At 63.1% G+C, this 13946-nt stretch carries 13 protein-coding genes; 3 read left to right on the plus strand and 10 right to left on the minus strand.

What is annotated here, in order from left to right; translation table 11 throughout:
* Together QZY03_RS28575 and QZY03_RS28580 are read right to left on the minus strand one after the other, a co-directional pair.
* The coding region (locus QZY03_RS28575; RefSeq protein ID WP_295587235.1) for a diguanylate cyclase at positions 1–2884 on the minus strand (2884 nt) is incomplete at its 3' end.
* Between the two features lie 175 nt (positions 2885–3059).
* Complete coding sequence (locus QZY03_RS28580; protein ID WP_295587236.1) at positions 3060–3317, minus strand: hypothetical protein; 258 nt, start codon at positions 3315–3317, stop codon at positions 3060–3062.
* 118 nt (positions 3318–3435) lie between these two features.
* Between QZY03_RS28580 and QZY03_RS28585 the strand changes: the two genes are divergently transcribed.
* Positions 3436–3663: a DUF433 domain-containing protein gene (locus QZY03_RS28585; protein WP_295587237.1), complete on the plus strand. Its 228-nt coding sequence runs from the start codon at positions 3436–3438 to the stop codon at positions 3661–3663.
* Entirely contained in the window at positions 3663–4019 is a 357-nt protein-coding gene (locus QZY03_RS28590) for a DUF5615 family PIN-like protein (RefSeq protein ID WP_295587238.1), read from the plus strand. Before QZY03_RS28585 ends, QZY03_RS28590 begins: the two co-directional genes overlap by 1 nt.
* A 237-nt stretch (positions 4020–4256) precedes the next feature.
* Here the strand turns inward: QZY03_RS28590 and QZY03_RS28595 are convergent, their stop codons facing one another.
* The 8 genes from QZY03_RS28595 to cysT form a co-directional block, all read right to left on the minus strand.
* Positions 4257–5420, minus strand: a complete 1164-nt coding sequence (locus QZY03_RS28595; RefSeq protein ID WP_295587239.1) for an aminotransferase class I/II-fold pyridoxal phosphate-dependent enzyme — start codon at positions 5418–5420, stop codon at positions 4257–4259.
* Positions 5417–6394 carry a cysteine synthase A gene (gene cysK, locus QZY03_RS28600; RefSeq protein ID WP_295587240.1) on the minus strand — a complete coding sequence of 326 codons (978 nt, stop codon included), beginning with the start codon at positions 6392–6394 and terminating at the stop codon, positions 5417–5419. Before cysK ends, QZY03_RS28595 begins: the two co-directional genes overlap by 4 nt.
* A gap of 514 nt (positions 6395–6908) precedes the next feature.
* Positions 6909–7514: an alpha/beta hydrolase gene (locus QZY03_RS28605; protein ID WP_295587241.1), complete on the minus strand. Its 606-nt coding sequence runs from the start codon at positions 7512–7514 to the stop codon at positions 6909–6911.
* Positions 7511–8221 carry a hypothetical protein gene (locus tag QZY03_RS28610; RefSeq protein WP_295587242.1) on the minus strand — a complete coding sequence of 237 codons (711 nt, stop codon included), beginning with the start codon at positions 8219–8221 and terminating at the stop codon, positions 7511–7513. Before QZY03_RS28610 ends, QZY03_RS28605 begins: the two co-directional genes overlap by 4 nt.
* A gap of 234 nt (positions 8222–8455) precedes the next feature.
* A complete protein-coding gene (locus tag QZY03_RS28615; RefSeq protein WP_295587243.1) occupies positions 8456–9394 on the minus strand; it encodes a CysB family HTH-type transcriptional regulator in 939 nt (312 codons plus the stop codon).
* A gap of 1 nt (position 9395) precedes the next feature.
* Positions 9396–10475, minus strand: coding sequence for a sulfate/molybdate ABC transporter ATP-binding protein (locus tag QZY03_RS28620; protein WP_295587244.1), 1080 nt, complete (start codon positions 10473–10475; stop codon positions 9396–9398).
* Positions 10476–10538: 63 nt separating this feature from the next.
* Positions 10539–11342: a sulfate ABC transporter permease subunit CysW gene (gene cysW, locus QZY03_RS28625; RefSeq protein ID WP_363168589.1), complete on the minus strand. Its 804-nt coding sequence runs from the start codon at positions 11340–11342 to the stop codon at positions 10539–10541.
* Between the two features lie 77 nt (positions 11343–11419).
* Positions 11420–12295 carry a sulfate ABC transporter permease subunit CysT gene (cysT, locus tag QZY03_RS28630; protein ID WP_363168591.1) on the minus strand — a complete coding sequence of 292 codons (876 nt, stop codon included), beginning with the start codon at positions 12293–12295 and terminating at the stop codon, positions 11420–11422.
* Positions 12296–12706: 411 nt separating this feature from the next.
* Here cysT and QZY03_RS28635 point away from each other — a divergent pair, with 411 nt between their 5' ends.
* On the plus strand, positions 12707–13717 hold the full coding sequence (locus QZY03_RS28635; protein WP_295587247.1) for a sulfate ABC transporter substrate-binding protein: 1011 nt from the start codon (positions 12707–12709) through the stop codon (positions 13715–13717).
* The last annotated feature ends 229 nt before the right edge of the window (positions 13718–13946 follow it).

Genomic DNA, 13946 nt, shown 5'->3' on the forward strand with positions numbered 1-13946 from the left:
CCACCCTTCCGGTACCCGCCCGGGCGTCCCGTTGCCTCCCTGGTGAGGTCAAACCCATGCCGCAATGGCCAACGCCAGCGCCGACCGGCGCCGACGATGCCCGATGTCGGTCGGCGGCAGGGTTATGCTTCAGGGCTGGCGCGAGGCTCGCTGGCTTGACCCCTGGATGCGCCGCCAGCAGGGCGCGCAGACGCGCGACAAAATCCGCCTGCCGTAACTGGCGCGCGCCGACATTGACGCTGACCGGGAGATCGAGTCCGCTCGCCCGCCAGCTATCCATCTGGGTCAGCGCGGTCTCGATGACCCATTCGCCGAGTTCGACCGCCAGCAGGTCATCCTCGATCGCCGGCAGGAACTCCTGCGGGAGCAGGAGTCCGCGTTGCGGATGCTGCCAGCGGATCAAGGCCTCGGCGCCGATGACCGCTCCGGTGCGCAGGTTGACCTGGGGCTGGTAATAGAGCACGAATTCGCGCGCGACCAGGGCGCGGCGGATGCGCTCCAGACCTTCATGCTCACCGCGGATACGATGATCCTTCTCGCCGTTGAAGACATGGTAACGATTCTTGCCGGCCCGCTTGGCCAGATACATGGCCTGGTCAGCCTGGCGTAGCAGTTGATCCGGGTCGAGCGCGTCCGTCCCTTCGCTGTCGCCCGGGACCGGCTGCGGATAGAAGGTAACGCCAAGGCTGGCCGAGACCTGCATGACGACATCGCCGAGGGGCACCGGCGCGGCCGCGGCGGCGAGCAGGCGGTTGAGCAGCGGCACGCCGGCGGCTCTGTCGCCGAGATCGACCAGCACGGCGACGAACTCGTCGCCACCCAGGCGGGCCAGGGTGTCGCTTTCGCGCAGCATCTGCTTCATCCGGCGTGAGAGTGCGATCAGCAACTGGTTGCCGGCGTCGTGCCCGTGGCGATCATTGATGGCCTTGAAACCATCCAGATCGAGATAGACCACCGCCAGGTGTTGTCCCCGTCGCTGGGTCTGCGCCATGGCGTGCCGCAGACGGTCGTACAGCAGCGTGCGGTTGGGCAGCGCGGTCAGCGCGTCGGAATGGGCGAGGTATTCGAGCTGCCGGTCATGTTCCTTGAGCGCGGTGACATCATCAAAGACCGCCACGACCTCGCCAGTGGGCAGACGATAGACATAATTGTCATACCACCGGGTCAGTCGCTCGTCGTGGTAGAGCTTGACCGGGACATGCTGTGCGATGCCGGTGGACCCGACCTGTCGCAAGACCTCCAGCAGTCCGAGCGCCCCGACGCCCGGGAAGACCTCGGCCGGCGATTTTCCGACCAGATCTTTCCGCTGGACCCCGCTGAGACGTTCGGCCGCGTGATTGAAATCACGGAACACGACATCCTTTCCAGAGTCGCGGATTTCATAGATCGCCACGCCGCTGCTGATATGATCGAACAAGGCACGGTAGCGTTGCTCGCTCTCGTGCAGAGCGCGCTCGGCCGCGCGGCGTTCGGTGACGTCCTGAATAAATCCAAAGAGGCGCGTGACCTGCTTGTCCGTGCCGATTTCCGCATGGCCAACAGCCAGCACGACCACCGTCGCGCCATCCTTGCGAATGGCGCGCAGATCCAGCTCGTAGGGTGTGCCCTGAGTGAGGGCGGCCGCCACCGCATCACGGAGTCGTTGCAGGTCCTCGGCGATATAGACTTGCGCATGATCCGCAAAGGACGGCGCCCCTGCGGCCGGATCGCGCTGCAGGATTCGGTACAACTCGTCCGACCAGGTGACGGTGTCCGTCGCCACTTCCCATTCCCAACTGCCGACGTGCGCGATCGCCTCCGCGCGTGCCAGCATGGTTTGATTGCGCCGCAGTGCCTCCTCGGCGAGCTTGTGCTCGGTGATGTCCATCAGGATGCCGTTCCACAGCACACTCCCGTCCGGCTGAAGACAGGGCGTGGCCTGTCCGCGCACCCACTTGAGTTGGTCGGGCTGCCCACTGGGGTGGATGCGATGTTCATGGAACCAGGGCGTGAGGGTCTGGTTCGCACGTTCCACCGCCGCCCGATGAGAGGGCCGATCGTCGGGAAGGATGCACAGGGTGAGCGCATCCGGGTTCGCGTAGGCCGCTTCCACCGGCACGCCATACAGGGTTGCGATGCCTGGACTGAGATAGGGAAACCGCCAGGCGCCATCGGGCAGCACCCGGAATTGATACACCACCCCTGGAACCGCCGTCATGAGCGCATTCAGCGCATCCAGCTCGGCCTGTTTGCTGGAAGAGATGTCGCTGATCGCGATGCGACAGACGGGCGATCCATCGGCATCCGTTGCGGTGGCGGCTTCGAGCCGCACCCAGATGATCGCGCCGTCCGGCTTCGCCATGCGCAGCGTGCACACCCGTGGCGTGCGGACAGGCTCTGACCGGTCCTGTTCCGGGCCCGGTCGAGCCGCCAAAGGCGCCTCAAAGGGCGATTTGCGGAACCGATAGAAGGCATCCTGGTCTTCCCTGACGATGAACCGGGAGAGCGGCTGACCGGTCAGTGCGCTTCGGGTTAGACCCAGCAGTCTGGCGGCAGTGAGATTGGCCTCCCGGATCAGTCCCGATTCGGAGAGGGTGCAATAGCCGATCGGCGCCAGTTCGTAGAGGTCGAAGTAACGGGCGCGCGCGTGCTCGATCTGCGCCTGCGCCCGGCGCAGTTCCTCGTTTTGCATCTCCATCTCGATCTGATGCACCCGCAGCTCATGGAAGGTCCGCTGGAGGTCTTCTGGGGACAGTGCGGCGATGGCTTCCGGTGGTTGGGCCGCAGTGTCGCGTGCGATCCGGTCGGCGCGCTGCCGCAGGGTCTGTTCCGGACCCGGTTCCGATTCCCCTCGAAGGTCGGTCGTCGAAATGGCTTTTTCGGGGCAGTCATCATTGTCCGTCATGCATCACTCCCAAACGTTGTCCGTCGACCCGACTGGCGCATCGCACACTGCGTTCATCATGGAATGCGGCGTGTCGAGGCGTGGGCCAGTTCGCCACCAGCTTGGCCTTTCGCCGTCTGATGGCTTCAAACTGGGACCAAGCCCGTAATCGCCTCCGCTGGGAGACCCGACGAGTCTACCCGCATCCAGGGCCGTTCTGGAATTGTTTGCATGACGCTGTCACAACCGACTCGCTGACGCAGGCGGTGACGCTTCGGCCAGTTGCTGGAAGCGGTCTGGAGGTCCGGTTGGCCACATCGCTTACATGCAGGGCCACCAGGTCGCAGCCCCGCAGCTTACTGTCGAGCGCCAGGTCGAACAGCGCCAGCTCGCGGGTCTTGTACTTGTAATCGACTGCCGCGAGCTTGACCTCGAGGAAGGCTGCGTAGAGCACATATTTCCTTGATCTTCAGCACTCGCCCTGACCTATACTGCGGCCCAGTACCAACGACCGCTCAACCCCGGGCCGCCGCAGCTCGCGGCCCGGGCGACCGGTTTACCAAGGTCCTATCATGCCAGATCTGAGCCGTATCACCCTCGACCCGGACATTTGCCACGGCAAGCCGTGCGTCCGTCACATGCGCTGGCCGGTGGAAGTCGTCCTCGATCTCGTATCCGCGGGTATGGGGCCGGACGAGATCCTCGCCGATCACCCGGAGTTGGAGCGCGAGGATATCCTTGCCTGTCTGCACTACGCGCGGTTGGTGGTTTCCGGCGAGCCGCTGCGGCGAGTCGCCTGATGAATGTGCTGTGCGACGTCCATCTGCCATATCGGTTAGTGAACCAGCTTCGGCAGCGAGGCGTAGACGCCACTCATATGAACAGAATTCTGGACGGATCCGAGACCAAGGATGCCGCTGTGGCCGCGTTCGCCGATGCGAACGATATGGTTTTGATTACCAAGGACAGCGACTTCCGCGATAGCCATTTCCTGGCCGGGTCTCCGTCTCGCCTGATCCGTGTGACCTTGGGCAATCTGCAGAATAACGCTTTGCTTGCCTTGTTCGACGAGCATTGGGAAGCGAGGGCCCAGGCACTTGCGGTAAGCCCTCGCTATGTCGAGCTGGGAAGCGAGGGCGTTGTCGTTTACGAATAGCATCTCCGATGCCTGTTGTCCTGCACAACCGCCAGTGGCGGGAGTCCGCCCGAAAGCTGTCCCTTCGGTTCCCGGCACCGGCGACCGTTCCTGGCCGATTGCTGACGGCCAGTCGACTCCTGAGACGTTTGCATGTCGGTGCAATCGTGTCCTTCCGTCAGCGGCTCCGGTGCACCGAGCGTCATCGCTCACTCGTTCGGTCACACCGGCTTCGGCGCGTTGCGCTCTCCGTATCTTTCAGGCCAACGCGGCAGCCAGATCGGCAATCAGGTCATCCACGTGCTCGACCCCAACCGAGAGCCGCAGCAGGGTATCGGTCACGCCCAGCCGCTCACGCTCTTGCGGTAACAGATTGGCGTGGGTCTGCACCGCCGGCACGGTGATCAGACTTTCCACCCCGCCAAAGCTTTCGGCGTAGGCAATCAGCGATAACCGCTCGATCAGGTATCGAACGGACTCGCGGTCCTCAAGCTCGAATGCCAGCACGGCACCGGCACCCCCGGCCGATCGCGCGAGGACGTCATGGCTCGGATCATCCGGGAGGCCTGGGTAGGCAACCCGCAGTACCCCTGGCTGCCGCCGCAGCCACCGGGCAAGCGCCAGCGCGTTGTGCTGCTGCCGCTCCAGCCGCAGGGCCAGCGTCTTGAGTCCCCGTAGCACCAGCCAGGAATCCTGAGGACTCAGCGCCGCCCCCATGGCGTTTTGCAGGAAGCCCAGTTGCGTGGCCAAGGCCGCCTCCCGCACCGTGATGATGCCGCCGATGGTGTCATTGTGCCCCGCCAGGAATTTCGACGCCGAGTGCACCACCACATCGGCACCCAGTTCCAGAGGCCGCAGCCAATAGGGTGTCAACATGGTGTTATCCACCACCAGCAGCGCACCGGCGTCGCGGGTGATCGCGACGAGCGCCATGAGATCGGGGACTTCAAGACAGGGGTTGGAGACTGACTCAACCAGGACCGCGCGCGTTTGGGGCCGCAAGACCGCACGATACCCCGCCGGATCGACCACCGGCACATACGTGGTCGCGATCCCGAAGCGGCTGAAGACCTGATCCAACAGCCGGTAGGTACCCCCGTAACAACCTTCGGCCACCACCAGATGGTCGCCCTGACGGAACAGGCCGAGCAGAGTCGTCAGCGCCGCCAGGCCGCTGGCGAAGGCCAGGGCGGCGGCTCCGCCGTCCAGGACGGCCAACGCGTGCTCCAGTGCCTGACGCGTGGGGTTGGTGGTGCGGCTGTAGTCGAATCCGGTGCTCTGGCCCAATCCGGGATGGGCAAAGGTGGAGGTCTGGTAAATCGGGGTACTGATCGCCCCCGTCCGGGGGTCCGTGGTGCGCCCGGCCTGAGCCAAACGTGTATCGATATGGGACGAACTGGCGATCGGACTCGGCGCGTTCACAGGGCCAGCCCCGCCGTATCGAATGCGCCGTCAAAGAGCACTGAACTCAGGTAGCGCTCACCGGAATCCGGCAACACCGTCACGATGGTCTTACCGGCGTGCTCGGGCCGCTGCGCCAGGCGCACCGCGACCGCGACGGCCGCTCCGCACGAAATACCGGCCAGGATGCCCTCTTCCCGCGCCAGGCGGCGCGCATAGAGAATGGCTTCCTCGTTGCTGACGGTTTCCACCAGGTCCACCAGCGAGAGGTCGAGCACCTCCGGGACAAAGCCGGCGCCAATGCCCTGAATCTTATGGGGACCGGGATGGACAGGCTCACCAGCGCGGGTCTGGGACAGGACCGGGCTCGCGGCCGGCTCCACGGCCACCGAGAGCACGGCCTTGCCGCGGGTCTGCTTGAGGTAGCGCGAGACGCCGGTGATGGTTCCGCCGGTCCCCACCCCGGAGACGAAAATGTCCACCTCACCGTCGGTATCGTCCCAGATCTCCGGACCCGTGGTCGCCTCATGGATGGCCGGATTGGCTGGATTGCGGAACTGTTGCAGCAGGACATAGCGCTGCGGGTCGGACGCGGCGATCTCCTCGGCCTTGGCAATGGCGCCGCTCATCCCCTTTGCTCCTTCAGTGAGGATCAGGCGAGCACCATAGGCCACCAGGAGTTTACGTCGCTCGATGCTCATGGTTTCCGGCATAGTCAGGGTCAATGGGATGCCGCGGGCCGCAGCGACGAACGCCAGGGCAATGCCGGTATTCCCGCTGGTCGGCTCCACCAAGGCCTTTCCGGGTATCAGCAGGCCGCGCTGCTCCGCGTCCCAGACCATGGCCGCGCCGATGCGGCACTTGACCGAATAGGCCGGGTTGCGGCCCTCGATTTTGGCCAGCAGGGTGGCCGGTGCACCGTCGGTGACGCGATTGAGGCGAACCAACGGCGTATGGCCGATGGACTGAGAGTTATCGGTAAACCAATGGGACATGTGGGGTCTCCTGGCGGCGATCGCCCGGAACGGGCCGGTTACGCCGCGGCTTGTATAGAATGCGACGATTGAATCAGCGCTGAAGTGAGCTTAGCCGCGCGGGACCTGAACCCGAACGAAGAAAAGCTGCGAAGCAACGCGGTAATCCGTTGCGTGACAACATCTGATCACTAACCGACGGGAAAAATGATGTGCAGCGTGTGGCTTCTCGCGTCCGCACCTAACCTGGCGTCCGGCTTAAGCGATCATGCAGGTCCAGCGCTTCAAATGCCCCCGGTCCATATTGCGCGAGGGGAATCAGGGCCTTGACCATAGTTCCGGCCGCGACCCTGAACAGTTCCAAAATTTCTTGACAGGATTAACAAGATTCACAAGATTGAAAACGAATAACATCTTGTAAATCTTGTTAATCCTGTCTAAATGTATTGGGTTCGCGCTCGTTGTGCAGTTCGAGACTGCCCCCGTAAGACTTCATTCCTGCCGATACTGGCCGGAACGATGAACAAGGCCGGAATCAGTGGTCCCGCAACTCCTGCAAATTCCGCAACAGGCCAAGCCCCTCCGGCCATGGACCGAATCCCGAGTCCGGATTGATGTGCCCGGCTTCGCCGATTTCGATCAGTTTGCTGTCCCACCGCCGCGCCCAGCGCCGAACCCGCGGCCAGGGCATCCAGGGATCGTTCCGGCTCGCCACCACCAGCGTCGGGAAATCGAGTGCGTGCTTGGGCATGAAGGGGGTCAGACTGACAGGAGAACTGGCGGCAGGCCCGGTTCCCTGGCGCAACCCCACGGGTGAGAAGCACTCCGGATCGGCCGGCGCCACCAGAAGCGCACCCGCGACCCGCTCGGACCGATCAGTTCCGGCAAGAACCGCCGCCAGGCAGCCGAAACTATGGGCGACCAACCAGACCGGCGCGGACTCCGCGGTGATTTCCCGGCGAATCACCGCCGCCCAAACGGCCACCGCCGGGGTGTCCCAATCAATTCCGGATACGCGGCGGGCACCTGGTATCCTGGACTCCATCCAAGTCTGCCAGTGCCCTCCATCGCTGCCGCGGTAACCTGGGACGATCAGCGTGGTGCCGGCCACGGGCGGTGACCTGTCGGTCGGGCGGTTCATAGCGAATCTGTTGTTCGGCGATCGAACCATGCCGCGGTCACCGGACCGTAGACCGATTCGCACAGAACGCCCTCGATCAAATCGGCGCCGAGGCTATGGGCGCGCGTGATCGCCGCCTGACAGCCAATGCCATCAAGCCATAAGCCGATGCCGTGGGCCTGCGCACGCCGCACCCAATCGCCACTGGGGGTCTGCTGCGCCGCGGTCCGCAAAGCGGCAATGTCCGGCGTAACCCACGCGATGCCGATGGCCCGCAGCAACTCCCAGTCGGTGTCGCCGACGTGCGGTCGCAGGGCGAGGAGGCGGTAGCCCCGCCGCGAGAAATTCGCCGCCGCCGCGCGGACATGAGGGTCATGCTCCAAGGCCGTCCCGGACAGCCGCAGAACGACTTGGTGAGGCGCGAGACCCAGACGGCGGAGCAAAGTCTCAAACACCTGTCCGTGCTGCTCCGGGAGTGCCGCGACGTGTCGAAGATGCACATCCATCGCGAGCAGCCCATCCCGCTCGTCCCCGAGACTCAGGTGGTGCAGCGCATGCAGGGAGCGCAGGAACCGATCGAGAAAGACCACATCGTCGCTATCCCAAGCATGAACATACAGTGTTTCCGGAATCACCGGCTGACCCCGGTCGGATTCGGCCAGGAGCTTGGCACTCCAGGCAAATAATTTACCTGTGGCTCTGGCCAGGACCGGAACTTGCCGGGGCATGAGGCGGAAACCCGCAAAATGAGCACTCACCCGGCCGTCAGTGAATTGGAAATTAGCCTGTTCCTTGACCTCGCGACGGGGGTGAAGATCAGCTAAATGCTCGTTAAAATATTGGACCACGCTGGTCAGCGGCATCGCGCCCCCCCATGTTCGGCAATTGACGACTTGTCTGACCGTCAGACTAAGGCGTGCGGGGCGACGCGGACAACTAATGAATCCTCATATGCTTATCGGCTACTCTATCCCAACCCGCGGGAAGACCGCCTCCATCACCCGTGCCGGGTTGAGCTCAGGAGCGCAACACTCGATGAAACGCAGCGCGTAGCCGCGCAGATAATGACCGCGCTTCAAGGCGATACGGGTGGTATTCAGCGGAAAGAGCCCGGGCGCCTCCAGCAGCCTCAGTCCAGCATCCCGCGTCGGATGAAAGGCCATGGCGGCAATGATCCCTACGCCCAGGCCCAACTCCACGTATGACTTGATCACATCCGCATCGAGCGCGGACATGACGATATCCGGGACCAGTCCGGCATTGGCGAAAGCGGTGTCAATCCGGGCGCGACCGGTATAGCCTCCGTGATAGGTGATGATCGGGTAGTCTGCAACCGCTTCCAGGGTGACCGGAAGGGTGTCGGCCGCAAGTGGATGACCATCAGGCACCACAATGGCGTGCTGCCATTGATAGAAGGGAAAGCTCACCAGATCTGTTTCCTCTCCCAGTGCTTCGGTGGCCAGCCCAATGTCCGCCTCGCCAAAATGCAGCAGCGAGACGATTTCCTTGGGATCACACTGCCGTAACTCCAGATGGACCTTGGGAAACTCCTGCCTGAACTGACCCACCACCGACGGCAGCCGATAGCGGGCCTGGGTGTGGGTGGCAGCAATGGTCAGGCGCCCCTTGTCCTGCTGCGCGAACTGCTCGCCCAGGCGTTTGACGTTCTGGATGTCGAGCAGGATGCGCTCACAGATGGGCAGCAGTTCCTTGCCCGGCTCGGTCAGACCCAACAGACGCTTGCCATGACGGATGAACAACTCCATGCCGAGCTCGTCTTCCAGATCCTTGATATGCTTGGATACCCCGGACTGGGCGGTAAAGAGCGCGTTGGCCGTGTCGGTCAGGTTGAAACCGTGGCGAACGGTCTCACGGATGATGCGTAACTGCTGCAGATTCATCTCAGGCGGCCTGATCGGCAAACACCCGCAATTGGGCGGGAACCAGTTTAACCCGCTGCCCCTCGGTGAGGGAGACCGCGCGCTCCCGCGGCATGACGACCTCGTAGTGGGCCGGTTCCCCGCGGTCGGCGGCCCCCTCCAAGCTATCGAGTTCCACCCGCACGCTGGCCCCGAACGCATGGACCCGGCTCACGATGGCGTCGACTCCGTTCGCGGCCGCAAGATCCGTCACTACCTGAAGATCATGCGGCCGGGCAAATCCGACGACGGCCGCCCCCTGGATGTCAACCTGACCATCGTGGGGCAAGCGTGCTTCACCCACCCGCACATGGGCGCCCTCCACCCGCCCGCGGAAACAATTGACTGCCCCCAGAAAGCCGTAAACGAACGGGGTGGCCGGATGCTCGTAGATTTGTGCCGGCGTGCCGACCTGCTCGACCTGTCCGCGGTTCATCAACACCACCCGGTCGGCGACCTCCAAGGCCTCCTCCTGATCATGGGTGACGAAGAGGGAGGTTACATGCAGCTCGTCGTGCAGGCGCCGCAGCCAACGCCGCAGTTCCTTGCGGACCTGGGCGTCGAGTGCGCCGAAGGGCTCATCCAGCAGGAGGACGCGCGGTTCTACCGCCAGCGCCCGGGCCAGCGCAATGCGCTGGCGTTGACCGCCCGACAGTTGGGGAGGGAACCGGTCGGCCAGCGGATCCATCTGAACGAGGTCGAGCAGCCGGTGAACGCGCCGGCTGATCTCGTCCGCGCTGGGTCGGTTGCGCCGCGGCCGGACCCGCAGACCGAAGGCCACGTTCTCGAAGACCGTCAGATGGCGAAACAGGGCATAGTGCTGAAAGACAAAGCCGACCTGACGCTCACGCACATGGGTGTCGGAGGCATCTTCACCGTCCAGGATGACGCGGCCCGCGTCCGCGGTCTCCAACCCGGCGATGACGCGCAGCAGCGTCGTCTTACCGCAGCCGGAAGGGCCGAGCAGTGCCACCAGTTCACCCGTCGGAAAGTCGAGCGAAACCCCGTACAAGGCCGCGAATGTTCCGAATGACTTTGAGATGTTTTCGACCTGGATGCTCATGGATGCTCTCTGCCGCAAAAAGGATAGTGCAATCTTTGAAACCGGACATTGGACAGCATTCGCCTAGTCATCCACTGTCTCCACCCGACCAGCCCTCCATTCGATAAAAGTCTTCAGGGCCAGGGTGACGAGCGCCAGCAAGGCCAGGAGTGAGGCGACGGCAAAGGCCGCGGCGAAGTTGTATTCGTTATAGAGGATTTCGACGTGCAACGGCATGGTGTTGGTCGCGCCGCGAATATGACCCGAGACGACGCTGACCGCACCGAACTCGCCCATCGCCCGGGCGTTGCAGAGAATCACCCCATAGAGCAGGCCCCATTGGATGCTCGGCAGCGTGACCCGTCGGAAGGTCTGGAATCCGGAGGCACCCAGGACGGTGGCGGCCTCCTCCTCGTCACGCCCCTGCGCCTCCATCAGCGGGATCAGTTCCCTGGCAACAAAGGGGAAGGTAACGAAGACGGTTGCCAGCACGATCCCGGGGACCGCGAAGACGATCTTGATGTCGTGCTCGAACAGCCAGGTGCCGAACCAGCCCTGGGCTCCAAAGAGCAGCAGAAAGATCAGGCCGGCAACCACCGGCGAGACCGAGAACGGCAGATCGATCAGGGTAGTCAGCAGCCGTTTGCCGCGGAAATCGAACTTCGCGATGGCCCAGGCCGCGATCACCCCGAAGACCAGATTAAGCGGCACCGCGATGACGGCGACCAGGATAGTGAGCTGGATCGACGCGAGCGCATCCGACTCCACCAAAGCCGCAAGATACACCAGCCAACCCTTACGCAGGGCCTCGGAGAAGACGGCCACCAGGGGCAGAAACAAAAAAAGCACGAAAAAGGTCAGCGCGATCGCAAGGATCAGACGCTTCATCCAAATCGGCTCACGGGTGGCGGGATTCGCCTCGAAACGGCGCGCCAAGGCGCGCCCGTGCAATACTCCGGCGGACATCAGCGACCCCTCCCGGTGCGCTTGGCACTCCAGGCCTGCAGCAGATTGATGACGAGCAACATCGCGAAAGAGAAGACCAGCATGACACCCGCGACCGCCGTGGCGCCCTGAAAGTCATATTGCTCCAACTTGGTGATGATGATCAGCGGCGTGATCTCGGACACCATGGGGATATTGCCCGCGATAAAGATCACCGAGCCGTATTCACCCACCGCCCGCGCGAAGGCCAAGGCAAATCCGGTCATCAACGCCGGCAGCAGCAGCGGCAGGAGCACCCGGCGGAAGGTCTGACCCCGTTGCGCCCCGAGACTCGCCGCCGCCTCCTCCAGTTCGATCTCCAGTTCTTCGAGGACCGGCTGTACGGTGCGCACGACGAAGGGTATGCCGATGAACACCAGCGCGACCAAAACCCCCAGCGGCGTGAAGGCAACCTTCAGCCCCAAAGGCGCCAGCAGACTGCCGATCCAACCGTTACCGGCGTAGAGCGCGGCCAACGCGATACCGGCCACCGCGGTGGGCAGGGCAAAAGGCAGGTCAACCAACGCATCGACTAGCCGCTTACCGGGGAAGTTGTAGCGCACCAGCGACCAGGCGAGCATGAATCCGAACACCGTGTTGATCGCGGCGGCGAGCAGGGAGGCCCCGAACGTCAGCCGGTAGCTGGCCACCACCCGCGGGGCGGACACGATGTTCCAGAGTTCGCCCAAGGGCAGACTCCCGGCCTTGATGAAGACCGCCGACAAGGGGATCAGCACCACCAGCGAAAGATAGACGAGCGTGAGACCCAGGGTCAGGCCAAAGCCCGGTAACACGCGTCGCGCAATCCGGGGAAGCGACGGGGGGGACGTCAGTATAGCGACAGTGGCGGCGGTCATGGCCCGGCCACCGGGGATGAAATGGAGATCGTCACGGGTCTGCTCCGACAAGCCGATGGGAAAGGCCGCAGACTAATACAGGACGCGAACCGGCGGAATCCAGATTCGGTGATATGCATATTCCATATGCCTCCATCGTCGGCAAGACCGCACACACACGCTGGATGCCGTTATGCAACCCCCATATCTAACAGCATCTTACGCGACACAGCAGCCAGGCAACCCGCCGCCGAACGGCTTAGTGATCTTTCTGGAGTGCAAATCACCGCGGGTGATAAGCAACTCGAACCAACGTCTTGAGGGATAATTTTTCTCGATCGTTGATAAGGTTTGCAATCGATGTTCGTTTGAGAACCATGGCGCGTCAGGTATCATCGACACCTCGTTATCGTCTCACACCGGAAGGCTGCAATGACCGCATCGACTCCATTATCATCACTGCTCGCTGTCGCCATCTTTAGCCTCGGGGTCCCGACCTGGGCAAACGCCGAGACCCAGTTGCTGAACGTCTCATACGACCCGACGCGTGAATTTTACCAGGATTACAATCCCCTCTTTGCCAAACAGTGGGAGAAAAAGACCGGGGAGAAGCTGCTGATCAAGCAATCTCACGGGGGCTCAGGCAAGCAGGCCCGCTCGGTCATCGACGGACTGGAGGCTGACGTGGTCACCCTGGCGCTGGCCTACGATATCGACGCCATCGCGGAACGGGGAATCATTGCCAAGGACTGGCAGGGCCGGCTGCCTAAGAACAGCGCGCCCTATACCTCGACAATCGTATTCCTGGTGCGCAAGGGCAATCCCAAGGACATCAAGGACTGGGGCGACCTGGTAAAACCAGGCGTCAGTGTTGTCACACCGAACCCGAAGACCTCGGGCGGGGCGCGCTGGAACTACCTGGCGGCCTGGGCCTGGGCCGCCAAGCAGTACGGCGGGGATGAATCCAAGGTGGAGGACTATATCGGACGCCTGTACAAGAACGTCGCGGTACTCGACTCCGGCGCACGCGGCTCCACCACCACCTTCGTCCAACGGGAAATCGGCGATGTGCTGCTCTCATGGGAGAACGAAGCCCACCTGGCACTGAAGGAATTCGGTGCGGACAAGTTCGCGATCGTCGCGCCATCCATCTCGATCCTCGCCGAACCTCCGGTGGCCGTTGTCGATCGGACGGTGGACAAGAGAAACGACCGCGCGGTAGCCACCGCTTACTTGGAGCATTTGTATTCCAAAGAGGCGCAGGAACTGATCGCGAAGAACTTCTACCGCCCCACCGACCCGGAGGTCGCCGCCCGTTATCAGGGCTCATTCGCGCCGATGAAGCTGGTGACCATCGCTGACCTGGGCGGATGGCAGGCCGCGCAGAAAAAACATTTTGCGGACGGAGGGATATTCGACCGGATCTATACGCCCGAGCGATAGGGCGTTCCGGTTCAATTTGGCGGCCGGCCCGGTATACACTGGCGTCAACTGACGCCAGCCCTTGCGGAGCGCCCCATGACCTCATCCATCCTCGTCGGGGCCTTGATCGTAATCCCGGCCAGCGGCGTGCGTAGTCAGGGCTTCCAGCCCTGACCATGTCAGGCCAGGATGGCCTGACTACGCACCCGGCGAGCCCCAGTGGCCGGAATCTTGATCGAGGCCCTCGTCG

It is taken from the genome of uncultured Lamprocystis sp., from assembly GCF_903933125.1.
Classification (GTDB): domain Bacteria; phylum Pseudomonadota; class Gammaproteobacteria; order Chromatiales; family Chromatiaceae; genus Thiodictyon.

Bases quoted from the DNA above. Each gene is read 5' to 3' on its own strand.
- QZY03_RS28585 (WP_295587237.1), top strand. From the start codon at position 3,436: ATGCCAGATCTGAGCCGTATCACCCTCGACCCGGACATTTGCCACGGC.
- QZY03_RS28590 (WP_295587238.1), top strand. From the start codon at position 3,663: ATGAATGTGCTGTGCGACGTCCATCTGCCATATCGGTTAGTGAACCAG.
- cysK (WP_295587240.1), bottom strand. From the start codon at position 6,394: ATGTCCCATTGGTTTACCGATAACTCTCAGTCCATCGGCCATACGCCG.
- QZY03_RS28605 (WP_295587241.1), bottom strand. From the start codon at position 7,514: ATGAACCGCCCGACCGACAGGTCACCGCCCGTGGCCGGCACCACGCTG.
- QZY03_RS28610 (WP_295587242.1), bottom strand. From the start codon at position 8,221: ATGCCCCGGCAAGTTCCGGTCCTGGCCAGAGCCACAGGTAAATTATTT.
- QZY03_RS28615 (WP_295587243.1), bottom strand. From the start codon at position 9,394: ATGAATCTGCAGCAGTTACGCATCATCCGTGAGACCGTTCGCCACGGT.
- QZY03_RS28620 (WP_295587244.1), bottom strand. From the start codon at position 10,475: ATGAGCATCCAGGTCGAAAACATCTCAAAGTCATTCGGAACATTCGCG.
- cysW (WP_363168589.1), bottom strand. From the start codon at position 11,342: ATGAAGCGTCTGATCCTTGCGATCGCGCTGACCTTTTTCGTGCTTTTT.
- cysT (WP_363168591.1), bottom strand. From the start codon at position 12,295: ATGACCGCCGCCACTGTCGCTATACTGACGTCCCCCCCGTCGCTTCCC.
- QZY03_RS28635 (WP_295587247.1), top strand. From the start codon at position 12,707: ATGACCGCATCGACTCCATTATCATCACTGCTCGCTGTCGCCATCTTT.